This is a genomic window from Mycobacteroides sp. H003, from assembly GCF_001440135.1.
Lineage (GTDB): Bacteria > Actinomycetota > Actinomycetes > Mycobacteriales > Mycobacteriaceae > Mycobacterium > Mycobacterium gwanakae.
On record NZ_LJYL01000022.1, the window covers coordinates 1 to 26,636 of the forward strand.

The 26,636-nt window shown below is 62.5% G+C and carries 20 protein-coding genes; 11 read left to right on the plus strand and 9 right to left on the minus strand.

Features of this window, described 5'->3' with window-relative positions:
• Positions 1–394: 394 nt before the first annotated feature.
• On the minus strand, positions 395–1,486 hold the full coding sequence (locus AOT87_RS15845; RefSeq protein WP_007172599.1) for a site-specific integrase: 1,092 nt from the start codon (positions 1,484–1,486) through the stop codon (positions 395–397).
• An 838-nt stretch (positions 1,487–2,324) separates the two neighbouring features.
• Between AOT87_RS15845 and AOT87_RS29085 the strand changes: the two genes are divergently transcribed.
• From AOT87_RS29085 to AOT87_RS29510, 5 genes are all read left to right on the plus strand, one after another.
• Complete coding sequence (locus AOT87_RS29085) at positions 2,325–2,867, plus strand: hypothetical protein (RefSeq protein WP_174814220.1); 543 nt, start codon at positions 2,325–2,327, stop codon at positions 2,865–2,867.
• A 587-nt stretch (positions 2,868–3,454) separates the two neighbouring features.
• Positions 3,455–4,171, plus strand: a complete 717-nt coding sequence (locus tag AOT87_RS15855; protein ID WP_007172118.1) for a ParA family protein — start codon at positions 3,455–3,457, stop codon at positions 4,169–4,171.
• Positions 4,171–5,061 (plus strand): hypothetical protein, encoded by an 891-nt coding sequence (locus AOT87_RS15860; protein ID WP_007172119.1) that lies wholly within the window; start codon positions 4,171–4,173, stop codon positions 5,059–5,061. The genes AOT87_RS15855 and AOT87_RS15860 overlap by 1 nt, the downstream gene beginning before the upstream one ends.
• Before the next feature lie 275 nt (positions 5,062–5,336).
• Entirely contained in the window at positions 5,337–6,419 is a 1,083-nt protein-coding gene (locus AOT87_RS15865; RefSeq protein ID WP_075630248.1) for a hypothetical protein, read from the plus strand.
• Positions 6,420–6,478: 59 nt separating this feature from the next.
• A complete protein-coding gene (locus tag AOT87_RS29510) occupies positions 6,479–7,519 on the plus strand; it encodes an NlpC/P60 family protein (protein ID WP_051445829.1) in 1,041 nt (346 codons plus the stop codon).
• Here AOT87_RS29510 and AOT87_RS15875 read toward each other — a convergent pair.
• A complete protein-coding gene (locus tag AOT87_RS15875) occupies positions 7,467–8,138 on the minus strand; it encodes a helix-turn-helix transcriptional regulator (protein WP_007172122.1) in 672 nt (223 codons plus the stop codon). The genes AOT87_RS29510 and AOT87_RS15875 overlap by 53 nt on opposite strands.
• Before the next feature lie 333 nt (positions 8,139–8,471).
• Between AOT87_RS15875 and AOT87_RS15880 the strand changes: the two genes are divergently transcribed.
• The 6 genes from AOT87_RS15880 to AOT87_RS15900 all read left to right on the plus strand — a co-directional run bounded on the left by AOT87_RS15880 (position 8,472) and on the right by AOT87_RS15900 (position 11,352).
• Entirely contained in the window at positions 8,472–8,882 is a 411-nt protein-coding gene (locus AOT87_RS15880) for a WhiB family transcriptional regulator (protein WP_072501167.1), read from the plus strand.
• On the plus strand, positions 8,875–9,198 hold the full coding sequence (locus tag AOT87_RS15885; protein WP_007172124.1) for a hypothetical protein: 324 nt from the start codon (positions 8,875–8,877) through the stop codon (positions 9,196–9,198). The genes AOT87_RS15880 and AOT87_RS15885 overlap by 8 nt, the downstream gene beginning before the upstream one ends.
• Before the next feature lie 14 nt (positions 9,199–9,212).
• Positions 9,213–9,698 carry a hypothetical protein gene (locus tag AOT87_RS15890; protein WP_046184891.1) on the plus strand — a complete coding sequence of 162 codons (486 nt, stop codon included), beginning with the start codon at positions 9,213–9,215 and terminating at the stop codon, positions 9,696–9,698.
• Between the two features lie 15 nt (positions 9,699–9,713).
• Entirely contained in the window at positions 9,714–9,878 is a 165-nt protein-coding gene (locus tag AOT87_RS28850; protein ID WP_007172126.1) for a hypothetical protein, read from the plus strand.
• A 188-nt stretch (positions 9,879–10,066) separates the two neighbouring features.
• Entirely contained in the window at positions 10,067–10,675 is a 609-nt protein-coding gene (locus AOT87_RS15895) for a hypothetical protein (protein WP_033717261.1), read from the plus strand.
• Between the two features lie 236 nt (positions 10,676–10,911).
• Positions 10,912–11,352, plus strand: a complete 441-nt coding sequence (locus tag AOT87_RS15900; protein ID WP_057970240.1) for a hypothetical protein — start codon at positions 10,912–10,914, stop codon at positions 11,350–11,352.
• Here the strand turns inward: AOT87_RS15900 and AOT87_RS15905 are convergent.
• The 7 genes from AOT87_RS15905 to AOT87_RS15935 all read right to left on the minus strand — a co-directional run bounded on the left by AOT87_RS15905 (position 11,349) and on the right by AOT87_RS15935 (position 26,607).
• Positions 11,349–14,807: an SNF2-related protein gene (locus AOT87_RS15905; RefSeq protein ID WP_057970241.1), complete on the minus strand. Its 3,459-nt coding sequence runs from the start codon at positions 14,805–14,807 to the stop codon at positions 11,349–11,351. The two genes, AOT87_RS15900 and AOT87_RS15905, sit on opposite strands and share 4 nt — an antisense overlap.
• A complete protein-coding gene (locus AOT87_RS15910) occupies positions 14,804–18,601 on the minus strand; it encodes a hypothetical protein (protein WP_240483297.1) in 3,798 nt (1,265 codons plus the stop codon). The genes AOT87_RS15905 and AOT87_RS15910 overlap by 4 nt, the downstream gene beginning before the upstream one ends.
• A 368-nt stretch (positions 18,602–18,969) precedes the next feature.
• Positions 18,970–20,457 (minus strand): UvrD-helicase domain-containing protein, encoded by a 1,488-nt coding sequence (locus AOT87_RS15915; protein WP_057970243.1) that lies wholly within the window; start codon positions 20,455–20,457, stop codon positions 18,970–18,972.
• Positions 20,454–21,968, minus strand: coding sequence for an AAA family ATPase (locus tag AOT87_RS15920; protein ID WP_240489273.1), 1,515 nt, complete (start codon positions 21,966–21,968; stop codon positions 20,454–20,456). Before AOT87_RS15920 ends, AOT87_RS15915 begins: the two co-directional genes overlap by 4 nt.
• Positions 21,969–22,373: 405 nt before the next feature.
• A complete protein-coding gene (locus AOT87_RS15925) occupies positions 22,374–22,790 on the minus strand; it encodes a hypothetical protein (RefSeq protein WP_057970245.1) in 417 nt (138 codons plus the stop codon).
• Positions 22,787–24,850, minus strand: a complete 2,064-nt coding sequence (locus AOT87_RS15930) for a hypothetical protein (protein WP_057970246.1) — start codon at positions 24,848–24,850, stop codon at positions 22,787–22,789. The genes AOT87_RS15925 and AOT87_RS15930 overlap by 4 nt, the downstream gene beginning before the upstream one ends.
• Positions 24,847–26,607, minus strand: coding sequence for a hypothetical protein (locus tag AOT87_RS15935; RefSeq protein ID WP_057970247.1), 1,761 nt, complete (start codon positions 26,605–26,607; stop codon positions 24,847–24,849). The genes AOT87_RS15930 and AOT87_RS15935 overlap by 4 nt, the downstream gene beginning before the upstream one ends.
• Between the last annotated feature and the right edge of the window lie 29 nt (positions 26,608–26,636).

The window sequence follows — 26,636 nt, forward strand, 5'->3', positions numbered from 1 at the left end:
TCAACAGAACAGGAGGACACCCCGGCGGCACTGACCGCCTAAACCACCAAGTCGAAGAATCACACGACGACGTCGTACACCACGTCCCTGGACTTGACCGTCGCATAACCCCGGGGTCGGCTGTGTTCAGCGGGGGCGTGTGGCCTCCGCTCAATTGGGTTTGAGTCCTTTACACTTGATGAAGTGCGCTCCGATGCGGCCGGTTAAACAAACGGCTTCGGGACCAGCGTTGGGGATGACCTCCGGGTCTGCGCTCTAGTCGAATGGCCCCGGCCTCGCCAACCTGGCTTGAGGCCGGGGTCTAACGATTGGGTCTCCCTTCCCGTGCGATTGCCAGACAGCCTTGCCGCCACCTCGATCCCTGAGAAATGGGACGAAACAGGGCCAAACCGGATCAGCTGCGGCCCGCACGAAAAGTATCGTCGAGCGAGTCAAGCGCGGTTGCGATGTCGTCAAGCTCGTCGTCGAAGAGATCCGCGTAGGTGTGTGCGGTCACGGTGATTGATGCGTGGCCCATTGCCTTTTGCAGGAGTCGCAAGTCGGCGCCGGCCCGTCGTGACAGCGATGCGTAGGTATGCCGTAGGTCATGCACACGCAAGTTGTCCCGGCCGATCTCAGTCACAGACTTCCGCCAGTTGACCGCACGCTTCCAGTTCTCCAGGCTCAGCCGGGAACCCTTCGGCGACGCGATCGCCGGCGCGCCACAGGGTCGTGCGTCGAGCCGCGCCTTAAGTGCCGGCATCAAGCGCTCGGGGATTGGGACAGAACGTCGGCCGGCTTGCGATTTCGGGTTCCCTTCAACGAGTTTGCCGCCGACTTGGGTCATCGACCGGCGAACACGGATTCGACGAGCGCCCAGGTCGACATCCTCGACATTGAGGCCGGTGAGTTCACCGAATCGTAGGCCTGTGTAAGCCAGGAGCAAGACGACGTCACCTTGAGCGCCGCATGTTTGGGCAAGTGTTGCGACTTCGCCGACGGTTAGATAGACGTGTGTGGCTTGCCGCATCGGTGGGAATTTGGTGCGTGATGCGGGGTTCTTGCCGAGGAGCTGGTCTTCCTCGACGGCGCGGTCAAGGGTCATCTTGAGGACCGAGTGCGTCCACCTCACGGTCCGCGGTCCGAGACCCGACGCTGACATGGCATTCACCCATCGTTGGATCGACTCGTGGTCGATTCTTGCGATCGGCCACGAACCAAACTGTGGCTCGATACGCAGCCTCCAGTTGTCTTCGTATCCGCGGCGGACTTTCGCGCTCAGGTCGGGTCGGGAGGCTAGCCACGATCGATAGACGTTGCGGAGCAGGATTTTGCCGCCGCGTGGGTCCACCCTGACGCCCGCGGCGCTGTCGGTGACGAGCCTTGCTTCGAACTGGCGCGCCTCCCGCTCTGTTCGGAAGCTCTTCTTGCGCTTCGAACGATCCGGTAGGCGCCATTGGACGTCATAACGCACGCCGTCCTTCGTCTCGCGGCGCTTTATGGCCAAGATTCCTCCGGAATGACGTTGGGGGAATTGAGGATCAGTGCCTGCAGCCAGCAGTGAGCGTGTGCAAGCTTGATCGTTAGCTCAAAATTTGCGGTTGTGCTAAGTCGTGGGTGAGGGCGAATCGCTCTACACCCGAGTCGATTCCAGCCAATCTTTGACGTCATCCAGTAACCATCGACGGTGCCGATCGCTAAGCCTGAGGTGATGTGGACCAGGCGCATCAATCCCACGTTCCCGCCTGGCCGCCCAATCATGCAGCGTTGAGACCGGAACTCCGGTCATTGCTCGAACTTCATGAGCGGTGAGCATGACCGACGCATTTTCTATAGTCATCGTCTCCAACCCCGTCTCCCGCCGTTGGTACTGGCCGGCAGGTCATACCGAGATCATGAGGCATAGTTCTCGATTCCCGCTACCAGCAGTGCGACATTCGATCGGAAATGCACCGTCGAGTGCGGTCAGGGGGTCGAATCTGCGAGACCGGCTTTAGGAGAGCGGTCAAGCCCTTCTGGTTGAGGTCCAGAAGGGGTGTCTGAGCTGGTCATATAGCGCCATCGCACACCAAGCGAAACCACCGCGTGCCGACCAGTGCAGATAGCGGGTTTCAGGCTGCTGTGGTACGGGTCTCGTTGGCATAAGTGTGTCGTAGCGCGTGAACGAGCGCACCCGACCGTTTCCCGGATCGGACAGGTGGTTGTGGTGAGTGGTGCGGATCGGTGCGGATGTGTTGCATTGGTGGGCAGTTGATTTGGCGACAGTGGGTGCGGACAAATGGGGACACAGATGATGTTGGTCAGGTTGGTAGAGCGCGACGATGGGTGTGTCCTATGGTTCCCACGTGGTGAACATCAATTCGAAATCGGCGGCGCGCAAGCGTGTCCGGGAGGCGCAGCATAAGGCCAACGAGGCACGTCTGGAGCGTGAGCGTCAAAATGTCGATGACGCTGCGTCGTTTCTCGTCGAGATTGGGCGGCTGGTCGCCGTCGACGAGTGGGAGCGCAACCGTATCCTCGAGATACGCGCAGAGGGGGAGCGGCGCCGTCACGAACACCGCCAGGCTGGCGCGACAGCGGTGGCCCGGATGCAAGGCCGTGGTGAAAGCCTCACTGCGATCGCTGAACTGGCGGGAGTCAAAGTCGGTGAGGTGCGCGCGGTGTTGAAGTCTGCCGACGCGCAGGCAGCGCCACGCGCGGATGCACTAGGCGCGGAAGGCAGCGCGGCGCGGGGCGCAGGAGAGGGCGCGGTGCCGGAAGCCGGCGGTGGCGCAGCCACCGACGCCGCGGCGCAAGCACTAGGTTCGGTAGACGCCGCCGCGCGAGAGGTCGGCGGTGGCGTGCCCAACAACGTGGCGGCACAAGCACTAGGTGCTGGTGCGCCGTGAACCGTCGACCGACGGTGTCGGTGAGGTCGTCAAGCGTCGGTGCACGTGCGAACGACTATGGGGGCGCTTTGTGGGTGGACCCGGTTGTGCATGCCAGCGGATGCCGCCGGTTCGACTCCTACGTCGTGCGGGGCCCCGGCGCAATCAACGCCCCGATCCACGAGTGCCCGAGGAAGTGGTCACCCTCTCGGCGGCGGCTGCCGGCCAACGTCATGATGTGGCCGGATGCCATCGGGAGCGGCGAGTCGATGAGGCGCGCGCACAACTCACTGCCGCGGCGGAATCGCGTGACTTTTGGGGTGATGATCTGAGCCCGGCATGTCCAGTTTTCCGCGGAAAACTGGCCTGTCGCTCGTCAATCGACGCAAGTCATGGACTCGCTGATGTGATTGACGGACCGGGAAGGCGCGAAAGACGGCATGCGATCTCCGGTTGGATCTGGGCAGTTTTCCGCGGAAAACTGGCGAGATGTAATGCACAATTCAGCGTGTCTGAGGGGCGGTCGTTCGGTCAGCGACGTATTTCCTGGCGGCCGGTTCCCGGAGTGGGCCGCAGCCGCGGCCCAAGCGCACCAAGGTCTTCTCCCCATGACTAAAGTTGTCACTGTTTTGAACCAAAAAGGCGGTGTCGGCAAGAGCACCGCGACCGTCAATCTGGCCGCCGTACGAGCCCAAAAACTGACCGCATATCTCGAGCCCGACGCGTTCTCGCCGGTGGCTGCGGTCTCGATAGACCCGCAGGGGTCGGCAAAATGGTGGGCCAACCGGGTCGACGCACTCCCCTTCCATCTTGTCCAAGCGCACGACGATCCCCTCGAATGGCTGCAGCAGCTCAACAACCTGCCCGGTATTGTCGAGGTCTACGTCGATACCGCCGGCTGGTTCGACCTCGACGCGGACTCCTCTCGAGATGGTCTAGGTGACGGATACTCCGCCGATGCACTGCGGACCGTCCTCGACGTCACCGCCGAAGCGATCGTCCCGGTGCTGCCGGCGCCGATGTGCTTCGACCCAACCGCGCGCACGATCCGTAAGCTTCTCGAACCGCGCAACATCCCCTACCGGGTCTTCATCAATGATTGGGACCCGCGCGATGGCGAACACTGGTTAAAGCAAACGCAGAAGTTCATTCGCGGACAGGGATGGCCCTTAGCCGAGACGGTAGTGCGGCACTACAAGATTCACACGAATGCCTGCAGCGAGGGCGTCGTGGTCACCCAGTACAAGAAGAGTGGCTCGGCGGCCAACGCGGCGGCTGACTTCTACAAGCTCGCCGACGAACTGAACATGGTAGGAGTCCGGTAATGGGGCGCGGTGGTGTCAAGACATTCGATGATCTCGTCGATGCTGTTGGCGACAACTCATCTGTTGACGGAAACGCGAAGATTCCCGTCGTCGCCCCACGGTCGGGCCTGTCGCGGTCGGTGGCTCTACGAGACCTGGTCGGCAACCCACACAACCCGCGCGATTCGGTCGGTGACCTCGACGAGTTGGCCTCCATCGTTGACTTCCAACTACAGCCCGTAGTTGTTGTCACCCGAGGAGCATTTCAAAACATCTACCCCGAGACCACGATTTCGGCGCGGTGGGTAGTAATCATCGGCAACCGGCGGTTGGCCGCCGCGCACAAGTTCGGCCGACCCGAGCTCGACATCGTGATCAAAGACGAACTCGCCAATGATCGCGCAACGCTGCTCACGGCTGTAATCTCCGAGAACGTCGACCGCTCGGGATTCGACGTGATCGAGGAAGCCAAAGCTGTCGAGAGGCTAGTGGGGGAGTACGGCAGCGCTGACGCCGCGGCCGAACATCTTCGTAAGAGCAAGACGTGGGTGTCACATCGGCGCGCGCTACTCAAACTGGCACCCGATCTTCAGGAAGCCACCCGCAGGGGCGATCTGGCGATTCGCGAAGCGCGTTCACTTGCCCAGGTTCCGCTCGCACAGCAGGTGGCCCGGTGGAAGGCCGCTCGCGGCCGGCGCAGTGAAGGGGCCAACACCGCCAATGAAACCGAAGACGGCAATTCGGATTCGGCGGCACGAGACGAACCAACGGCGCCGCCGCTGCGCTCGGTGACGCGGGCGCTTCGAAAGTTCGACGCGGATCCACGCGCCCTGGCGATAGCGTTGCGCGATCAACTTGGCGATAAAGGAGCCAGGACACTGGTCGGCCAGCTCAGGAAGTTGCTCACATAGCATCGCGAGGGTCAGTTTTCCGTGGAAAGCTGACCCATCCATCGAGGTGGCGTGGCATACTGCACGCTCAGCCACACTCAATTATGTTGGGCGTCAAGCGGTTTCGGTGGCACCGTTCGATATCGCAGGTGGTGGTTGTCGGCGTCAACACCGGCGAGCCGAAAGCCAAACGCACCCCACGGCAACGCTCACAGCTGGGAGCGCTGGGAGGCGTGAGCGGCGAAGTTGGTGCTGGTGATAGCCGCGTGGGCGCGGTTTAGGTGATACTGCCGGGTATGTCGCTCGATGAGGTGGTGGCTGAGGCTGGCCGTGTATTGGGCGATGCGCGCAGGCTTTTCGGGGCGGCGCCGATGATTAACGGGGGTTGGTCATCAACGTCGGGACTGGTGACGGGTCGCCAGGTTGTGGCAGGCGCGGGACAGGCCGCCGCCGCAGGCTGGGGTGGTGCGGCGGCCACCGGGTACGGCGTTGCCAACACTGGGCAGCTATTTTCCCTGGATCACACCATCGCCGCCGACGCGGGGACCGGCCCGCCGCTGACCGGCGTGGGAGAGGCTGCTGCCGCGGGTGGCGGGGGCATGGATGGGGTGATCACCGATACCCGTTCGGGGGTGGCCGCGATCGCTCCTGCCACCGGAACCCCGGCAGGCAAGCGGGAATTGGTGACGCATTTGCAAAGCCAGCTGGATCGGGCCAAGGCCCTGTTGCGCATCTGTGAGCGGCGCAATATGGAGCTGGCGGCGTTGATCGGGCGAGGTGCCGGCGGCTACGGCGCAGGGATGGGCGCGATGCCGATGGGCGCCGGCGCCATGACCGGTGGCATGCCGATGGGCGGCCTGGGCGCCGCCGGCGGGGGAGTGGGCAGCCCACTTTCTATCCCCGGCCTCGACACCGCCCTGTCCGGGCTTACCCGAAACCACCACCACACCAACCCCGAGCCGGATCAGGGATTGAACCTGGCCGCCGAGCCCGCAGGTCCAGGGGCCGACCGCGTCCGCGCGGCGATCCGCAAAGCCCTCGACATCGAAGGCGTTCATGATCCCGTAGCACGTGCCCGGTGGGAAGCCGGGATGATGCTGGTGGCTAAACGTGAATCCGGATACCGCAACGACGCCATAAACCACACCGATGCCAACGCGCAGAGGGGAGATCCCAGCGGAGGGTCGTTCCAATTCACCGGTGCAACGTTCCGGCAGTATCACCAGCCGGGCACAGCAAGTAGCCGATTCGACGACGTATCCGAAGCGTGCGCGTTCATCAACTACGCCCGCGGCCGCTATTGCGTCGCAGCTGACGCGTCGAATCTGGCAGCCAACATCCAGCAGGCCGATCCCACACGACCGCCGAAGGGTTACTGAGCGGCGAAGTTGGTGCTGGTGATAGCCGCGTGGGCGCGGTTTAGGTGATACTGCCGGGTATGTCGCTCGATGAGGTGGTGGCTGAGGCTGGCCGTGTATTGGGCGATGCGCGCAGGCTTTTCGGGGCGGCGCCGATGATTAACGGGGGTTGGTCATCAACGTCGGGACTGGTGACGGGTCGCCAGGTTGTGGCAGGCGCGGGACAGGCCGCCGCCGCAGGCTGGGGTGGTGCGGCGGCCACCGGGTACGGCGTTGCCAACACTGGGCAGCTATTTTCCCTGGATCACACCATCGCCGCCGACGCGGGGACCGGCCCGCCGCTGACCGGCGTGGGAGAGGCTGCTGCCGCGGGTGGCGGGGGCATGGATGGGGTGATCACCGATACCCGTTCGGGGGTGGCCGCGATCGCTCCTGCCACCGGAACCCCGGCAGGCAAGCGGGAATTGGTGACGCATTTGCAAAGCCAGCTGGATCGGGCCAAGGCCCTGTTGCGCATCTGTGAGCGGCGCAATATGGAGCTGGCGGCGTTGATCGGGCGAGGTGCCGGCGGCTACGGCGCAGGGATGGGCGCGATGCCGATGGGCGCCGGCGCCATGACCGGTGGCATGCCGATGGGCGGCCTGGGCGCCGCCGGCGGGGGAGTGGGCAGCCCACTTTCTATCCCCGGCCTCGACACCGCCCTGTCCGGGCTTACCCGAAACCACCACCACACCAACCCCGAACTCGCCGGTGACCACGACGCCGCGATCGCTGGGGGAGGGCCATTAGCGCGCATCGCGGTCAAAGCCGCACTAACCCGCTTGGGGTGCCCCTATGTCTGGGGGGCCAAGGGGCCCAACCAATTTGACTGCTCCGGCCTGGTTCACTGGTCCTACGCTCAGGCCGGCATCACCTTGGGTCCCGACACATACACCCAGATTCACCAGGGCGCCAAGGTAGCTCATGGAAACGTCGAAGCCGGAGACCTGATCTTTCCCGAAGCAGGGCACGTCATGCTCGCCATCAGCCCAACGCAGTGCGTAGAAGCCCAGCAATCCGGTGTGCCGGTCAGGATTTCGCCGATGCCAGCCTCGTACGTGGCGCGCCGGCCGATGGCGTAGCAGTTTCGGTCGAGGCCTGCGCGTCCCCGGCGGCGTCGCGGATGACGTCGCGATACTCGTGCAGCTCGGTCAGCGCCGACATGGTCTCGCTAAACGACTTTCCGCGCACGTGCGGCAGACTCGCGACAATGAGCGACTCTAACTGCAACAGTTGATCGTCGAGGTCGCGCAGCGTTGCCTTCGCCTGTGCACTGTTGCTGTGGCGCACCAGAATCTGTGCGCATATCGCAGATATCGCCGCTATCGCCTTAGCGATTCCCAAGGCCTGCAACGTGGTGCGCGGATCGGTCGACACCGACTCGAACGAGGGCTGCGCCGTGAGCGCCGCTGCCGGGCGCGGTTGGGTCTGCGGGATGGGCTCACCGCGGCGTAGCGCATCGAGGGTGCCGCGCGGCCACTGCAGGGCATCTTCGAACTTCACGCGGTTGATCCGATGAGGAAATGACTTGCCGCGCTCAAGCAACGCGGCCGTGTTCAGCGACACATTCGCCGCGTCAGCTAGCTCTCGCTGCGTTTCCAGCCCAACTTCGACTCGGCGGTCGGCAACGGCCTTGCCGACCCGCTCTAGCGGGCTCTCGCCAGGTGGAGTCGCCTTGGTGCTCACCGTGTCCTTCGCCATCGTCGCCGCCGTCGTCGACCGACGACCTCTCGGATACTTGCAAGTTAACTATAGAAGTTGACCACGTTCAGCCACGGTCGGACACGGGATCCCAACAGATGTGCCACGCGAGAGATGCACAGAAATAGCCTGTTTAAGGCAGAAAAGCATGGTTTCGCGCAGCAGATGCGCAGGGGTGCCAATACGCTGTACGCCCTTGAACTGTGTCGACTTACTCTGCCGAAACCTTCATCTGCACTGATGTTGCCTATCAGCGCATGAGCAGCTATAAACGTAGTCAGTACACAACATACACAATATGATGCACAGGTATAATTAGGAATGGAGAGCGCCGTGACCACCATCCGACCCTTGCGAGCCGACACCGGCCTGTGCGAGTACGAAGACCCCGACACCTGGTTCAGGGGATATAGCGGGGAGCGAGAGTCGGCAGCGATCTGCACCAACTGCCCCATCATCGTCGCCTGCGCCCAGAACGCCCTCAGATTTGGCGCTACCGATGGGGTGTGGGCGAGCGTGGCCATGCCCGGCGCCCGTGACGTCGCCGCCCTCAAGGCCGCTCGAGCGCAATTACGCGAGGTCATCGCCCGCTACCGAAACCAACCCCCAGCGCTACGGCTGCGGTCCCTGCAAATCCGTCAGGCCGTGCACTTCGCGGCCACCCAGCGCGACCTGCGCCGCCGACAAGCGGCTAAACCCGCGTCCAGGGCAAGTGCGACGCTAAGGGAGAAGGCCAGTGCCTAGCAGCAGCGCAGCCACCCGCGTCCTGCGCGACGACCTGCTCGCCCAACTCCGCATCGCGCAACGGCCCCTCACGACGGCACAGTTGCGCCTGCACGCGCCTGACGTGCCGGTCGCGGGGGTCGCGATATCCTGCGCCCCGATCCACGAGCAGATCTACCGGGTGCTGTGCGGCCTTGAGCGTCAAGGCCTGCTGACCCGCGGTGGCCGTGAAGGCCGCGAGGTCACCTGGACGGCGGCCGCCAACCCCGCCGACCGCGAAATCGCCGCCCTGGAAGCCGCTTTCAGCGCCTCGGACGGCCAGCCGGCGCCACGTTGAAAGGGCGCCATCCGATGATCACATGTCCCGTTCGAGCGGCGCTGACAGCTCGGGTGCCCGAACTGGCCAACGGCTCCGTCGAAATCATTGCGGTCGCACGCGAGCCCGGACTGTTGGCTAAAGTCGCGGTCCGATCACGTGTTCGCGGGATCAACGCGGTCGCCGTCTGTATCGGGTGGGGCGGCCTGCGTATCGCCGACGTCGAAAAGCGCCTCTGCGGCGAACATGTCAGCATCATCGCCTACGACAGCGACACTGCCAGGTACGTGATCAACGCACTGGGAATCAAGTCTGCGATCGCCGAAGTCATCAACCCTGAACAGCGCCGCATCCGCGTTTACGTCAACCCCGATGACTATGCGCGCGCACTAGGCAAGGTTGGTCACAACTTGCGCCTTGTCCGGCAGCTGACCTCCTGCAGCATTCACATCCGCACCGCCACTGGCGCAAATCGTGCCCCCATGGTTGCACCACCAGGCAGTTGCCCCCGATCCCAGTAACCGAAAGGCAACCCAATGAGCGCAAACACCCTGTATGACATCGAGCTGCGCGACTGGGACCGAGTCGAAATCCTATCTGCCACATCGCAAAGCGGCGCCTACGCGGCGCGTACCGAGGTCTCGTGGTCCAACCGGAAGATCTTCACCCCGACATTATTCGACTGCGGCACAACGACATGACCTCCCCCGATGCACGCTCGGCTGCGGCACGAAGACGGGTCGCTGAGCGTCGGCTGCGCCAGTTTATGGCTAACCACGGTTACCCCGACCCCGACTCGAGCCGATCGGAGCGCACAATATGGCACGGAGGACGCGGCCAGATCCACACCAGCCGGGTCTGTTCGACATCTTCGGCGGGGACGGTGGTGGTGACGAGCCCAGAGATACGCCAGATCGTGGCGGAGGCCTACGCGGGCCCGCTCGAGCTGCCCCCGCAGTGGAGCCCAGCCCAACGCGAGACATTCCTGGACAGCCAGGCGGCCAGGATCAGCTACCAGGTCGCCGAGCTGGCGGCCGAGATGGGCGCCCAGGCGGTAGGGGCGTGGACCCGCAGCCGCGGCGAGCATCCGGATTACCTGACCAAGGCAGGGATGCTGAACACCGCACGCAGCCAGGCGATGGAGATCGTGCTCAACAACGAGCTCTACGAGCAGATCCCGACCGAGGACGGCCAGCCCAGCAACCTGTGGGGGGAGCACAACGACCCAGCGCCCGATCGCAGTCAGGTGCCCTGGGATCAACGCTGGACCCGGCCCCAGTATCGCAGCGACCCCAGCCAGAACATCGAGGCGCTGATCGCGGATCTGTGGCCGGACCCGAATTACTCGGCGGTGTTTCGGATCAAGGCCGGATACCTGCTAGCCGCCCGGGCCGAGGATGGCCTGCCCCTACCGAGCGGCCCGGACGATCCGCTCACGAGCACGCTGGCTCAGATGGTCTACACCGATCTGCGCGACGACGGCATACCCGAGCGGTAAACGCCCAGCCCTCACTGTTCGATGAGGCCGATCAGCCCACCGATCCGCGCTCGATTGACCCCGGCGGCGCCCCGCTGCCGCGGCCGAACCCGCGCACACCAGCCCACCAGCCAATCGACCCGCCGGCGGGCACCGTACAAAGCCCGGCTGTATCAGACGAACCGACTCCGGCCGCCGAGCAGCGGATAGAAGAATTCACCAGCCCCACCGATTTTCCGGCAAGCCTCGACACCCTGGTGCCATCGGGGTCCAAAGCACGCATCCGCGCCAACATTGCCGCCGTCCAGCTGCTGCGCGCCCTGCAAGACGCGCAGCGGCCGGCCACCCCAGCCGAACAACGTGTCCTGGCCACCTGGTCAGGCTGGGGTGCGGTACCCCAGGTGTTCGACCCCCGCGCCAGCGACCTCACCGCCGAACGGGACACCCTGGCCGAGTTGCTCGATCGCGACCAATACCGCCAGGCAGAGGCCTCCATCCTCAACGCCCACTACACCGATCCCGCCATCGCCGCCGTGGTGTGGGAAGCACTAGGTCGGGCCGGGTTTAGCGGTGGCAAGGTCCTCGAACCCGCCATTATGCGAAATTTTTGTGTCTCACGAGACACTCGCAGCCGTATGACGCCCAGGGCGATTGCAGCCCGCAGTGACCGACGACGTACGGTCGAAGTCATTCGTTAGTTGCTCTCGTCAAGGCCACGAGTTCCACGCACGGCCATCCAGGTCACCAGTCGCACCTCATGTTCTTCGATGTCTGGAAGCGGCTCGCGCGGCGGGGGCGCGGATATGCCGGCTTCGTCGAGCACCTCGGTTATGAGCGCAATGCGTTCTTCGTCGGTCCGCCCTTGGTTGAGGGCTCCACGCACCTGGCGAGACACCTTCGCCGACGGCACACTGCGAAGTCGGTTGGCGAGCGCGATCTGCGATTCCTTCCCAAGGTATCCGCCCTTGCGCAGTGCAAGCGAGTAGGCGTCTCTGAAGGAGAGCGGCAGGTCGGGCTGGAAAGCGTTGGGATCGGTGAGCTCTTTCCAGACGGTGTAGGCGCTGTTGCGGGCGACCTCCCACGCGTCGAAAGCCTTGTCGTAGACCTCATCTGGTAGTCGCCGCTCCGCAGTGGTGTTCTGCGGGTCAGCAACACGGAGGGAAATCAACGTGTCAGCCGAGACGATCGGTAGCCCGTCCTCGGTGAACCTGATGGACCAGTCATCGGTGGCCGGGACGTACCGAAACCACGGCTTCGCACTGTCGCCGATCTTGATGCAGAACACGTAGCCGTTGCCTTGCACGACCGGGTTCACGAAACCGCTGCCCGATCCGTTTGGGAGGCTAAGAACGTCAGACTTCAGGAGCGGCTCCATGTTGAAAGCGCCATACAGGCGGCGGCGGTATTCCTCACCAGAGAGCGACGCACTGGAGCCGCCGGTGTCGAGTAACTTCTCAATCTCGTCGATGACCTGATCATCGGCGAGGTTGATTTCGTGGCCAGGGCCTCGTCCCGGGAGTACTTCGCCGGCTCCGACGGCCGCGTCGGCCAGAGCAAGCTTCGTCTCTAGTCGTGCCTCCAATGCCAGCAGGGCGTCGAGGCGCTCGGCCGGGAAGAACAGGCCGAGGTGGATGTAGTCGTGCTTTGATCCGATACGGTCAATGCGGCCGTGTCGCTGGACGATGCGCATCGGGTTCCAGGGGAGGTCGTAGTTGATCATCTGGCCCGCCTGCTGCAGGTTCACACCTTCCGCAAGCACATCGGTGGTGAAGAGGATGTCGAACTCGTCTTTCGCCGTCGGCTCACCCGCTGCATTACGAGGACCGGAAGTCTGTGGAGCGAATCCTGCAATCGTTGATGCTCGGCCACCCTGGTCGACACCACCGCTAGCGCCACGCTCATGCACTTTCGCGTAGGAACCCATGATCGGTGGAGCCACCCGGTCCTTGTAATCGGCCAGTGGTGATCCTGCAGGGGCAGCCTTGACGGCCGCCACCACTGCTTCGTGGATCGGGATGATGGTGTCGGTGAAGGCAGAGAACACGACGACTTTCCGGCGGTCGGCGTGCGAAAGGCCCCGCGGGTCGACGCGTTGCGCCTCTTTGGCGATCTCGGTAATCTCCTCGATCAACTTCTGGGCCTTGGGTTCGATTCCTTGGACTACAACCGCCGCGAGGTCGCGCAGCTCGCCGAGCAGAGCGATGTCGCACTCGACGTCGGCCTGGAGTTCGACGAGGTGGTAGCCGCCGACCGATTCAATCTGGTCGTCTTGGTCGAACTCAGCCACAAAGTCTTCAAGGTTGTCGGAGTCGGACGAAACCCAGTCGGAGAGCGCCTCGCCCTTGAGGACGAATCCCTTGCGGAGCGCCTCGAGGAATGCCTCGTGGGAGACGATCATTTTCTCCAGCGAAGCGTGAAGCGCCTGGGGGCTCGACTCCAGACGTTTAAGCAGGCCAGACCGCAGCAGGCCGGCATTGGTGATCTGGTATTCCTGCAAGTCGTGGTCGGTCGTGTACATGCTGGATAGGTAGCGGGCGAGCATGAGCCGCTTGGGGTCATGGCTGCGCTCCTCCCATGCACGAGGCGCATGGGGGTCGGTCGGGTCGTCGAGCGCGTAGACCATCGCGTCGATTAGGGCGAGGCCGTCGGCATGGAGGTCGTAGTCGATCCGTCGTACTTTCGGCTGAGGAAATTTGATCGTGGTGGGCTTGCCGTCAGGCCCGATGATCAGCTCGTTGGCGTAGTGCTCCTTGACGAACTTTCGGGTACGTCGTACAGCGACTTGGTCCATGAGGTCGAAGAGGTGCTCCGGGGTGAGGTTCGCTGGGTCGACTGCCTGTGCCTGCTTGATGTATTCGCGGATGCTTGGAATTCCCAACGAGGCGAAGCGGGCGTCGTCGCGGATGAAGTATTTGATGAGAGTTTCGAGGTCGGTCAGCGAGTTGTTGACCGGTGTTGCCGTCAACAACACGACCTTTTTGGGGCTGCCCGCCGTGATCACTCGGTCGACAGCTCCTGAGCGCTGCGCCCCCGAGTTACGCAGGTTGTGAGCCTCGTCGATCACGACGAGTGAGTAGTCTTCAAGCTCTTGCAGGAACGCGTCGATCGGACCCTTGTCAGGGTCTAGGCGGTTCCGCACTTCCTCATAGGAATAGACCTTCACCCACCGGCTGAAGTCGTGAGTTACCAGGAATGGCTCCCACATCGAGGTCTTCAACGCGGCCGGCGCGACGATGAGGACTCGCTGCCGGTTGATGTTGGCCGTTCTATAGATCACCTCGCCGGCGAGGAAAGTCTTACCGAGGCCAACCTCGTCGGCGACCAGCACGCCTCCGTGCTCGTCGAGCAGTCGCTCCATGCGAGCCACGCCATCGGCTTGGAAGCTCGTGAGGTTCAAGCCGGTGCGGACATTCGGGTTCTCTTCCGCGTCAAGGTGCTCGCCATAGAGTTCCCAAAGCATGCGCAGGTAGATCGACCACGGCGTGTGCGGCTCCCAGAGACGGCCGTACAGCTCAGCCAGGTCGTAGGAGTCGCTGAGCTGCCAGAAGTGCTCGAACCATTCGCGAACCTTCACGGCTGAGCTGGTGCCACCGCCGGTGCCGAGGTTGAGTTCCGCGTTATGCGCGAGACCCGCGTACGTCATGTTTGACGAACCCGCGATCGCCGCCTGCGCGGCGCCGTCTTCAACGAGGTACGTCTTCCCGTGCAGGAAGCCGCCGCAGTATCGGCGCACCTCGATCTTCGCATTGCCAACCGGGTCAACACTGCGCAGCCACTCCACCAACCGCTTCGCATGCGCAGTTGGCACTCGAGCGAACCCCATGGTGTCCCGCTCGGCTTCGAGCCATGCTTGGTGGTGTTGGATCGCGGCGCTACGCCTTGAATCCTGATCGGAATCACCAGAAGCGATCGCCCGGACGGACTCTGCATCGGGCTCCGCTCCCAACAGGAGGCGTACGCGCGGCGCAATTTCCAGCTCGTCCGCCAACAGAGCGAAACCTGCCGGGTTGATGTAAGCCGTGGCGATCGCGATAGGCGGCGCAGTCACCTTGTTCTGCCGCAGAAGGCGGAAGAGCTCATTTACTTTGTCGGCCACCGTCGCGGCGGCATCGCTCGGCGGGTGATTGGTAGCGAAGTCAGGAAGTTGGTTCATACCTTGCCCTTCCATGCCCGGAAATTCCCGAGAACGGCGCCGAGCCGCGCCTCGTAGTCCCAACCGCGGTGAAAGGTCGCGAACACATGCTCAACCTGATCGTCCGTGAGCCCATAAAGCAAGCAGACAAGCGCGTCCAACTCCGCGATCAGATTGGATTTGTCGGCTTGGGACTGGACAGATCCGACCGGCACTCCAATTTCGGCGGCCCAGTCCGAATAGCGTTCATCAACTGCTGCGAGCCGGCCAGAGATGTTTACTACCCGCAACGAAACCTCGTCCGCGCCCATCTCAGGGATAGGCAACCCATTGAGAATGTGGAAGTTCATTCCGAGCTCCACGTACTTGCGTGCATACCAGTCGAGTGGAATCGACGAGAGCACCCCGAGCAGGAACGCCTCAGTAGGCGCGGAGCCATTGACGCGGAACAAATAGGGAGCCTTGTTCGTCAACGCCACCGACGGAGGAACAAGCGCTGCAATCATCGTGCGCGTGTCTGTCGCACGAGTGATATCCCGAAAGGCAATTCGCGCATGCCTCAGGGGCAACGTCGCAGGGTCTGCCGCCCACTCACGGGACTGGCCGAAGAATGCCGAACTTGCAAGCTTGATCTGTCGCTGTCGCTTAGCCTGAAGCGCGGTCTCGATCGTTGAGCGATTCCCACTGGCGTATAGCTCTCCTGTACTCGGATTCCACAGCTCAAAGCCTGCTCCACCAATTACCGGAAGAGTTCCCGAAGCCCCAGCGTCGAAGGTGCCGCGGTCATTCGTAGCATGAAACTCGGCAACAGGACGGAAGTCCCAACTGGAGGTACGGCGATCCAGCCGCGGAGCCGCTCGAATCCGAGTGAGCACTTCAGCTGCAACCGGACCAGCGAGCTGCGGAATTGCCGCGCCAGTCGCGGACTTTAACGCAGCTACCGTGATCTGGCCGGAGCGGCTACGCCCTTCCACGAAGTCCACCTCCGAATGGAAGGGCCCGCTGATTGAAACGGTCTCACTCGCGGTCGCAGTCTTCGAAACTTCAGTCAAGGCAATCGAATACTGCGGATGGATCGGGAAAACCCACCGCCGAGTGTTTACTAGGGTGACGAGCTCGAGCCGACCACTGTCGTAGATCGCCTCCCGCCAGAGCGCTGTTCCGGCCGCATTGAAGAGTGATCGCGGCATGACTACCGCAAGCGAGCCACCCACACGAAGCAACTGCCAGAAGCGCCATGCGAATGCCTGATATAGGTCAATGTCACCCGTACCTAGACCCGGATACGGCCCCGCGAGGAGTACCCGGCGCATCTCCTCAACTCGATTAACCTCCTTCTGCAGGGCGGGCAGAAGATCGGCACGTTCTTCCCGAAGACGTTCAACTTCTCGTTTCAGCTCAGCCGGCTTGAGGCCGAACAGACCCGGCCGGACCCGGAGCCAGAATTTTGGCTCTTCCACCATCAACTCTTCCCACGGCGGGTTCCCCACAAGAACATCGAAGCCAGGGTTATCACGCACGAAAACTTCAGGGAACAGGTAGGGCATGTGCGCAGGGCTCAGCGGCGCAACAACATCTGCGACCACCGGCCGGTTGACGAGCTCCTCCAAATCTTCCTGGCTAAAGATGAGACCCGGTTGAATTTTCTCTATTCGGGCGGCGACTGCAGCATCGAAGATGCGGCGCGATAGATCAGCCGTCTTGCGTGCCGCGGCAAGAAGCCGGGCGCTCTCCTCAATCTCGGCCTTGTTCGCCTCAGACGCGTTGGCGACATCAATCAAAAGGGTCTTGGCCGAAGCGAGATTGTCGATGATGACATCGTCGAATATGTCGGTTTGGCCCGGTGCACGATCTGGCTGCAACGCGTCGAGCGCTTCGTCTATGGTGCCGATTCCTGTCAAGCTGTTGGCGTTGACGAGCCCGTGGTCGAGATTGCTCATTGGTAGGCCGGGTACGAATGTGTGAATCCACAGGGCTAGGCGAGCCAGCTCGACGGCCATGGGGTTGGTGTCGAGCCCGTAGATACACCGTCGCGCGACCTGACGGCGCAGCAGTCCGACCTCGTCGACTTCGCTCTTGGCGACGTCGTCGGATCCGAGCGCTTCTTTAGCGACCTCTGCCAAGCGCAGCAGTTCGTCCGTGACGCCCGGCACGGTGTGCTCGGTGAGGAAGGTGCGCATTAGGGCTTCGATCTTGTCGATCGCTGCCACCAGGAAGTGTCCGGAACCCATCGCGAGATCGGCGACCCGGAAGTCGAAGAACGCACGTGCTGCTGCCGCCGCGTCACCCTTGGTGAGGTAGCCCGCGATCTTCTCCAAGTGGGCGATCAATGCGGGCACGATTGAATGCTCTATCAGGTGGTCGACGACGACCTTCGGCGTGAAGTACGAACCGGTCGCCTTGCGCTCACCTGATGCGGTGTGGAAGTAGACCGTGCCGGATGGAGCCCATACTTTGTCGGTCTTCGCCGCTGGGACCCACGCTCCGGTGCTGTCGACCGTCAGATCCTCTTCGGTCAGGGAGAGCGAACTCTCCAGGAGGCCTTCGTAGATCGTGCCGAACTCGCGGACGCTCAAGGAGCGAAAGTCAACCGGCCCGAGCGCGCCATCGCCGCTGAAGTCGATCAATAGGCTCTTCAATGCGGGGCCGAGCACGCTGTCGGGAAGCTCAAATCTTCTGATCAACGCACCTTCGGGCGACCGCTCGGGATCGGTCGAGAACAGACCTCCGTTGTACGACGGGATCTGCCACTGCGGGTTGCCTTGGTCGATCGCATTCCACACCTGGACAAGGTCGAACCAAATCGTCGATGAGTCGCCAAACTCCTGAGTGTCGGAGTCCAGCAGACGGCGAGCGTTGGTCTTGAGACTGTTGGCGTCGAAGCCTTCGTTGCGTCCGGACGGGAGCAAGCCGCGATCCTCGGCGTACGCCTGGAACAGGAGCCTGAACAGGATGCGCAGCGTGACGCGATACGCCGTGGCTAGTCCATCAGGATCGAGCGTCACATCGCCATGCTTCGCGAGGCGTTGCGCGACCTCAACCGCGAGCGGCGGGACGATCTCGTCGTAAATCCGTTCGCGAAGACGCGCGCCGAGTTCGGCGGCGTAGCGCGCGCTGTCGCGCAGCAGTTCGTCCGCGGTGCCGTCCGCCGCCAACGCACTCGCGGAGAAGATCAGCGGCAGCAGCGCGGCGTGCTCGGAGTCGATGGTCGACAGGTCGACCTCGAAGTAGGTTTCGGCCTGGCCTTTCGATCCGACACCGACGCCGTCGCGTCCTGGATACAGGCGAATTTGGTCCTTCCGTAGAACCACTAGCCACGGAACTTCCTGGCGCGACGCTACAGCAAGCCCGAATGCAACGGGCGAAAGCTGGAACCGCTGGGTTTTCGCGTCGAACTGCTCGGAGTCGTCGAGCAGGACGGCAACCGCGCGCGGTGGGTGCCCGTCGATCGAAAGCAGAAGCGTTCCGTTTGGGCCAGTCTGAGTCTTGAAGCCCAGCGCCTCAATCAACTGCTTCCTGCGCAAGACGAGCAGCGGGAGGGCTTGATCGCGAAGGGCCTCCCAATCAGCGCGGGTCGGGACATTGGTCGTGATGTGGTGCGTCGCGAACAGCCCGCTGTTGGCGAACCCAGGAACCCCGGTCGAGTTGCTCGCTTTGCGGTAGCCGGCGAATCGTTCAGTGGCGGCCAGGACGTCCGGCTCGGCGAGAACCGACTGCAGCTGGCGCACTGCTTGTTCGGTGGGGAACTCGAATGGTTGCGCGTGGGGGTCGGGGCCGAACAGGTAGGCGGTGCCGTCGTGGACGACGGCCACCACGAGTTGAATCTGTGTCCTACCTTTGCGGGCGGTGAAGAGGTCGCGCAGGACTTGCCGGGACGGAGCGCTCGCAGCTGTTGCGACTGCCACCTGGAATCCCCCGAGGCCGAACGGGTCGGGGCCAAGGAAGACCTTCTCCGGCGTGATTCCGGTTGGCGCCGACGGCTCGTTCCAAGTCACGGTTTTGTCGGCGTTCAGTCGCACTTGCGTTTCTCCTCCTTGTTGGTGCCGAGAAGTGTGTGAAACACCCCAGTTCGGAACCCTAACGAAGCCGATGCACGCTCGGTGCGCAGCAGGATGATTATGGGTCTGATCAGCGTGGACGTCTGACGGTAGCCATCGACGGAAACGAATTCGCAATTCTCACGTCAGCCGCCCCCCGGGGCCTTGCTGGCCTGCACCGAGGGTGCAGAACCTTTCGGTCTGCGCTTTGTCTCGGTGACAGAGATCGTGGCGTTCTTGCCGATGATGGTCACGGTCTTACGTGCACGGGTGAGGGCGACGTAGAGGTTGCAGTGGTCGGTCAGCCGGTCCAAGTCGGAAATGATCACGTGGTCGTACTCAAGCCCCTTGATGAGCACAGTGCGCGAGACGACGCGACTTGATGGTCGGCGTCCGCGGTGGCGGAGTTGGTCGCGAATCCGTCCCAGTTCGTCTTTCGGGGAACGTTCGCCTTCTGGAGCGCAATGTTCGAGTGCCGCCGCCATGTCGTTCCATGCCTCTCGCGAGTGCAATTGCGCTTCCTTTGCCGCACGGATAGTGCGCATCGAGGTGCTGATCGTCTCGAACGTCGGATTCGAGAGGACGCTGTCGAGCGCGGCTTGGGTGCGTTCCAGTCCGGTCCTCGTCAGACCAGATGCCGTCTTGCCCTTTTTGAGCCGGTTCAACACCGCCTGGTCAAGTTTCGAGTAGCCAACGAAGCACTTCTTGGCGAGATCCGCCAAGAAGAGCGCGAATAGCTCTGGTGGACTTTGTTCCAACTCGGCAAGTCTTTCCATCATGAATGCGCCGCCGATGTCTTCCATCGTCATGAAGGCGCCATTGAGGCGGCTTGCGACGGACCTTGCTGACCCTCTATCGGGTGGCGCGATGATCACCACCGTCTCTCCTTCGGGGCGCGGCTGTAATGCAGCGTCTCGAAGCTCGATTCGTCGCTGTGTAGCGGGGACGAATGTGACACCGAATGGTAGATCCGCGTTGAACGCGATCTGTGATCCTGGCTGAAGCAAGTCACGGATCTGGTGTAGCCACATTCCGAGAGATTGGTTGTGCTCGACCCACCGGTGCGGGACGTAGTCGATGGCGAACGGCGGAAAATGAGCGAGTATGTCGGCTTCCCAGTCAACAATCGGATCCCTGAAACCAAAGATGCCCTGCAATCGATCGCCAAAGACTGCGCACGCCGGGATCGCCTGGGTCAGTTCCAGGACGAGTGCATGCTGAGCGATTGAGCAGTCCTGGTATTCATCGACCAGGAGATGGCTGTAGCTGACCGCCAATACATCGCGCACGTGCCGATTTCGCAGAACCCAGCGGGCACCCTCAACATACTTGCCGGAGTCTTCCCAATCAGGGGTCTCTGGCACTACGAGCCCCGCGATTCCCGAATAGCTACGCACAAGTTCGAACGCGACGCTGGTAATGGTGCCGACATGAGCAGCTTTGGGATCCACGCTAAGGGCCTCCATCTTGTTTCTGATGGAATGGACACCGGCGTTTGTGTGGGTGAGCACCAACGCTTTTCCCGATTGACCGGCCACCTCACGAATAGAGTCGACAAGCAACCAGGTCTTCCCACCACCAGCAGGAAGCTCCACCGAACACGGCAGCGAGCCGAGGAGACGAGAGGTCGTCATTCGTTTGTCTTTCCCGACAGTTCATCGGGCACTGTGACACCGGGTGAGCTGTGCCGTGCCGCCGCGACAACTGCTTCACGTAGGGACCGCACCTTGGTTGCCGTGTCAGTGCTTGCGTAGCCGTCGGCCGCGAGAACCAGCGTCGCAAGTTCGCGTCCTTTATGGACTTGCTTGAACCAGCCCGACTTGTGGGCGGCGTCTGCCACGTAGTTCCGGGCTGCATCGAGGTCGACGCCGAGTTCGATCCAGTCGTTAACGGCCAGCGTTGTTATCCCCTCGGACAGACCGCACTTCTTGAGGTGGACGAGGTAGTTGTTACGGGACGAAGAGGGGTCGTCCGATAGCTCGATCGCCTTTTCGATCAGGGCGGTGAGTTCAGCTCCGTTGAGTGCGTCGGTAACCGCGCGTTCGAGGTGGAAGAGATCCTTCCACCGAACGACGGCAACCCCTTGGCTGGCGAGGAGATCAGCTGCGACACAGTCCTTTTCGACATCGCTGTCGATGAGGAGAACAACCTCGTAGCCTAGATCTGCCAGAACCCGTGCCCATTCGATGGTGGCGTTGCCGCTTCCCTGGACTACCTCGACACCTAATGCGCCGGACGATGGCTCTGCAGCCGCAGCCAGCTCGCGATTCCATCCGTCAAGTAGTTCGAGAGTGAATCCGTACTCGGTGGCTCCTTCCACAAGCACCACCCGGCGGGCCAGGAATGCTTCAGGGGAAGATCGGAGCACCTTCTGCAGTTCGGTGTGTTCTGGCGCGAACGAGTGGACTGTAACGTTGCCGTGCGAATCGCGTCGCACGATTGCCAAGTCGCCCACGTCGACGTTGCGAAGAGCGGTCGGCGAGTGCGTCGTGACTAGTGCCAGCGACAAGGCTGTGTGGTCTTTGATGCAGGTCAAGAGGTTGACCAGTCGGTGCGGCTCCAGCCCGTACTCGATCTCGTCGATAAGGAGGATGCCCTTGTCGGCGTTGGCGAGTTGCTGAACCGCTACCCCAGCCAGGCGTCGACTGCCCAGCCCATAGTTGGTGAGTGGAATAACATCTTCGTAGAGCGCCAAGTTTCCCGTTGAACTTGAAAGTGATTGATCCAGTCCGGGTTTGAGATCCTTGAACTCGCCGCTGCCAAGCGCGTGGAGACGCTGTTGGACGGTCTCGACCAGATCAGATAGTTCGGGGGGAATAGCAGCGAACACAGCTGTTCGCGCCTCCCTGCCAGCGTTCAAGAGGAGTTCGTTGGTCCCGTGCTTGGCTTCGGTGAGTCGGCCGAGCGCGGACGTTCGGGACCACCGCAGGTGGTTGTCAACTCGCTCATCGATCTTGTAGGCCCCGATGAGTCGTCGAGCAGCGGCGGTGACAGTGACGATTGGCTCTGGCTTGCTGGGGCGATAGGCCGTCCAAGCAGGTTCTAGGCTCTTATCAATCGTCAGTGCAACGACAACGCACGAGTCGTGGTCGTCGTCGGGGTCCTCGTAAAGTTCGCCAGCGTCATCGATCCCCGCGAGAGACATGCCAAGCACATCGTGCCGCCGAATAGCAGCCGGCAGATCGCATAGGGCTACCCGGATGCTGATCGGCTCTTCGATGTTGCACTGATAGAAATCCGTGTCGGTGATCGAGAGGTTCCACCGATCGCTCAGGGTCATGTCGATTGCCGACAGAATCGTTGATTTCGCGCTATCGCCGGGACCGATAAGCGCTTGGAAGTGCGTTCCCTTTGGAATTCGCCATGACAAACGCTCGATGCCACGAAAATGCGCGATGTCCACACGCCGTACGTCCACCTTGACTCCGATCTGTGTCTCGGACCCGCCGTGGTTTGCACCACGCCAACGCTCGACTATTGCATTGAGGACCGACAAACCGTTTGTGCCTCGCGCATTGGCAGCGCACGCGCGGCCCGCCGAGCATCGGGATCACCAGCGACGGCGGGTCTGACGACCCGGCAACGGCGTCACTGTCCCTCGCGACTCGGCACCTCGACTCGCTTGGAGCTGTGCGTGGAGTTCAGCGACGATGGTGACCGCGGCTTGATTCTTTCGTTCGAGGTCAGTGTTGCGTTGACGCAGTGTCGCGTTGGTTTGCTTGAGCTTGGCGACAGTCTCTCGCAGTTCGACGATCTGGGAGTCTCGCGGTGCAGACTGCGTTCCGACAGCGGTGTTCCATTCGGCGATGACGGCGTCGGCGCGGTTCATGGTGGCTCGGCTGACACCGGCCTCTGCGTGGAGATTGGCCTTGGTGAGTCGCCCGTCGGTCCGTTTTGACTGGCCCGCGAGGAGTCGTTGCATGGCGTCGCGGAGCTTCTTCTCCGTCGACGGGCTGACGGTGGTCATCTTGGCTCTTGTTGGGTGATGCGGCGGACGTCGGCGAGTTGAGCTTCGAGGCGTTCGTGGTGGACGTGGGCCATCTTCTTGTCCTTGAGTTTCTCGAGGAGATCGGTTTCTTCGTGCTGCCAGACGGGTAGGTGTTTGTCGGTGATGACTGAGTTCCGGCAGGTGGAGGGTTGGCACATGCTCGGGATTGGTCCGCCTGCTTTGACGGCGGCGGATGTGCCTTCCAGGCAGAGCGCTTTGCTGGGGTCGCCGAGGCAATGGTTGAGAGTGCCCAGGCGGATGGTGGCGAACTCATCGCGCAGCAGGTTTCGGAGCATGCGCTCATTACCGACCGCGACCGTGGTCTCCGCGCTGTCCGTCACGTTCGAAAGGCCCTTGGTAAATGTGGCGGCGCCAGGACCTCGTGCAGCCCGTTTGCCGTCGGCGTGTCGTGCCCAGTCGGCGACGAGTTCACCGGCCGCGGCTTCCTTGGCGTGGTGTTCGAATTCTTTGGCCCACTCTGCTGTTGGCGTCGCGTAGCCGCTGGTGGTCGCGTTGGCCAGTGCGCGTGTGGCGTTGTGCTTGAGGGTGATTCCGAGTGCGATCTCGCCGTCAGGTTCGTTAGCGGTGATGACCGCCATCGTTCGTCGAAACATATGTGGCGCCAACGCTTTTGTTGGAATCTGCTCTAGGCCGTTGTGGGGTGAGTGGTTGTTGACCCAGTCGATGAAGGAGCGGATTTGTTCGTGTTGGTCGAATCCGGCGAGGTCGCGGTTAACGCCGGTGCGGACGCTGCCGAATAGCCTGCCTGGGTCGCGGGTGATGTGTTCCGCGACTTCGAGAGCGCGGACAACCGGTGGGCTTACCCACCAACGTTGCGGTGTACCGGCACCTGCCTGGCCTTTATGGAGGGTGCTGGTTACTGCAGGGGCGCCGAAATAAGTGCTGACAGACCCGGCTGCGATGCCTTGGACTTCGCTGTCGCGCATCATCGTCATGATCGCGACGAAAATGTAAGCCGCGTTGCGGATTTGGGTCAGCTCTTTGCTCACAATGACCCGGTCGAACCCTTCGATCCACGGTCCTCGCGTGCCGTCGGGTCGGTCAACGACGGTGGGTTGAATGCTGGAATAGCCATATTTGGTGGGTGTACCGGCGGAGATCGCGTCGCGTACTCGTTGTCGCCGTGCGGGCCCGCTGCCGTTGTAGAAGTTGACTGCACGGATCCGCGGCGTGGTGCACAGTGCCAGGCCGTCCCAGTTGATTTCACCAGCCTTACCACGTCCAAGCGTGTAGATGTGACGCGGGACGAACCCGTCGGATGAGGCAAGCCACGAGTCGATCGCCCGGTCGACGGTTTGCGCCGCCGGCCATTTGTCGGGCTTGGGGCTGGCGTCAAGAGTCTCGATGTCATCGCGGGCCGCGAGGACATCGGGGGCGAACATATCGATGTAGGCCCAGCAGGCACGAATCAGCGGCCAGAATGCATTAGGCGGGATGACGGGGGTCTTGATCTCGCCGTTGCTCCCGGTCTTGGACGAACTTACTGTCACCCGCAGCCCACCGTTGTGCATCAGGGCGCCGAATCCGACAAGGTGCCGCAGGAGGTCATTCGCGGAATGCTCGGCGGTGTTGGCGCGGGTGGCGCGAATCGATGCGAGGTAGGCCCCGCAGTCGTCATCGGTCCACCGCGACAGATCGGCAGTGTGACCGAAGTCGTCGGCCCATTTAGCCAGGTATCGCAGTTCGGAGAGGGCGTGCTGGATCGACTTGGTTTTGTAGGGCCGGTTGGAGCGGTAGACGTGTGCTTCGCGTACGGCGTCGTGGGTTGGCTGCAGCATCGCCATAGCAAGTGTCTTGGCGATCGGGACCCAGTCGTCGGGGAGGTCGTCGAATCGCAGTTGTGCACGATGTGGGCTGAGATTGGGGGCTATTCCGGCTGCGGTCAGATCCCAGCGGGGCATGTCGCCGAATCGCGGTTCGGGGCCAGGTACGACGCGGCGGGCTTCCGGCAAGACCGGTTCATCTGGGCTAAATGGTGGATCCCACGCTGAAATCGCCGACGCGAACTCGCTTGTCATTGTTCTGCTCTCTGGCCGAGAGGTCGATGCAGGAAAACGTTTTGTTTCCGGGCAGACTCGATCTGATCAGGCAGGAATTCGGCGAGGACGGCGTCAAGGTTGACGCGTTGCTGACCGTACGTCTCGCTGAACTGAATTGGGGGCATAGTCTTTTCGATGTCATCGAGCACGTCGCGGTAGACGATGAGGCGTGGCAGGTGGTCGCGGAATATGACGGCGTTGCGGCATTGAAGGCACATTGACGGCGACGCGTGGCATAGCGCGCCCGGCTGGGTGAACGGCGCATCGTACGGATCGCGGCACGCCGTTAGAGTTAGCTGCTGCTCTGCCGGAGATTCGTCGGACACTGCCGTCGCGAGCGCAGCAACGTCGGAGTCTTTCGGGCTGGCTGCGATGTCGGCGGCCATCGCGTCGAAGAATGTCGGTCCGTCTTGGGCACGGTCAAGGACTTTGCGTTGAGCGCGCAGTACGGTCTGCGCAGCGATGGTGTGCACCGTGGCGGTCTGGGCATAATGACCCCGGAAGACTTCGACGGAGTGGTCGTCGCCGGCTGCGCCGTTGAGGGTACCTAGGAGGGCTGCTCGCGCGCTTTTCACCGTCTTGCGGAGCCTGCGCATATCGTGCGGTTCGCTGATTGACAGTCCGTGGCGCTCAATCAGCTTGCCGAGGGAGTTGGTCCTTCCGAAATGCCTTGCACGGATGAAGTATTGAGGGTACTCGCCGTCGCGCCGGTCCCGTGCTGATCGAATCCCTGCCACCCAGAACAACTGCTCCTCGGGGGTGAGCGCGTGTGCGTGCTGCATCGCATATGCGGCGCGCCGAATGAGATCGCCCGCCTTCCATCCCCACGGCGGCTGCTCCGCCGACGAAAGGGTATGCCAACGGATTCGTTGCGCCCGCAGTTTGGTTGCTCGGACACGGACGGAGGAGTCGCCAAATTCAATGTCACTGCGCAGCAGCTGGCGACTTTCCTCGGGTGCCCATCCTGTCTGGAGGTGGAGTAGCACTCGGATGGCGAGTAGGTATTCGTCCTCTGGTGCGAGGTATGCGCCCACGGCGGTCATGAGCGGGCGGGCCATCAGTCGCGTATTGCGATTGACGCCGGATTCTTGGTCGACGTCGCATCCAGTCAGCGCCCTACGAGGCCCGGCGAGGTGAACGTGGAACGATTCGGCGTACGGCAGGTTTCGGAGAGCCCACAGGAGGTTTTCCACCCGATCCCACCCGTGATGGCGGGGGTCTTTTCCGCTCGTCAGCAGCGCGTTGCCGCGGGCGAGGCGTTCTTCGGTGTCGCGCACAATCATTCGGCATGCCTGTTCGAGCTGGATCCGTTCGTCGTTGCTGAACTCATCGAGCGGCAACCCTTGCCAGGCGCTGCCGTCCAAGACCAAGCCGCTGGCCCAGTCCATGAGCACACCGTGGGACACCCCGCGTGATTGGAGATATCGGGCGACTTGATTGCGTAGCTGCATACCGAGGTCTTTCGCGCGCACGCTCGGCGGCGGGAAACGCACAACCATCGCTGATTCCCAGTCATGCAGGCGACGCGCAACCTCCGAGCCGTCGCCGGACAAGGTGAGGAATCGATCAGAAGGGTCGGTCAAGAATTCGCCGACCCGCCTGATGACTGCACTGTGACCAGAGACCGTGCCCGGGGTTAGGTCCATGGACTCGGCGTTCTCCTTCCATGCGTCAGCGAGCTCGGCGACCAGTCGTGTGGCGACATAGTTACTCGGCGCGATACGCGCGGACTTCATCGGTCCTCCGGGCGGAAAGTGCACGATCC

Excerpts from the sequence above, each read along its gene's own strand:
- AOT87_RS15860 (WP_007172119.1), top strand. The coding sequence starts at position 4,171 with ATGGGGCGCGGTGGTGTCAAGACATTCGATGATCTCGTCGATGCTGTT.
- AOT87_RS29510 (WP_051445829.1), top strand. The coding sequence starts at position 6,479 with ATGTCGCTCGATGAGGTGGTGGCTGAGGCTGGCCGTGTATTGGGCGAT.
- AOT87_RS28850 (WP_007172126.1), top strand. The coding sequence starts at position 9,714 with ATGAGCGCAAACACCCTGTATGACATCGAGCTGCGCGACTGGGACCGA.
- AOT87_RS15920 (WP_240489273.1), bottom strand. The coding sequence starts at position 21,968 with ATGTCTCTCGCGGGGATCGATGACGCTGGCGAACTTTACGAGGACCCC.
- AOT87_RS15855 (WP_007172118.1), top strand. The coding sequence starts at position 3,455 with ATGACTAAAGTTGTCACTGTTTTGAACCAAAAAGGCGGTGTCGGCAAG.
- AOT87_RS15930 (WP_057970246.1), bottom strand. The coding sequence starts at position 24,850 with ATGACAAGCGAGTTCGCGTCGGCGATTTCAGCGTGGGATCCACCATTT.
- AOT87_RS15865 (WP_075630248.1), top strand. The coding sequence starts at position 5,337 with ATGTCGCTCGATGAGGTGGTGGCTGAGGCTGGCCGTGTATTGGGCGAT.
- AOT87_RS15925 (WP_057970245.1), bottom strand. The coding sequence starts at position 22,790 with ATGACCACCGTCAGCCCGTCGACGGAGAAGAAGCTCCGCGACGCCATG.
- AOT87_RS15935 (WP_057970247.1), bottom strand. The coding sequence starts at position 26,607 with ATGAAGTCCGCGCGTATCGCGCCGAGTAACTATGTCGCCACACGACTG.
- AOT87_RS15905 (WP_057970241.1), bottom strand. The coding sequence starts at position 14,807 with ATGAACCAACTTCCTGACTTCGCTACCAATCACCCGCCGAGCGATGCC.
- AOT87_RS15890 (WP_046184891.1), top strand. The coding sequence starts at position 9,213 with ATGATCACATGTCCCGTTCGAGCGGCGCTGACAGCTCGGGTGCCCGAA.
- AOT87_RS15915 (WP_057970243.1), bottom strand. The coding sequence starts at position 20,457 with ATGACGACCTCTCGTCTCCTCGGCTCGCTGCCGTGTTCGGTGGAGCTT.
- AOT87_RS15875 (WP_007172122.1), bottom strand. The coding sequence starts at position 8,138 with ATGGCGAAGGACACGGTGAGCACCAAGGCGACTCCACCTGGCGAGAGC.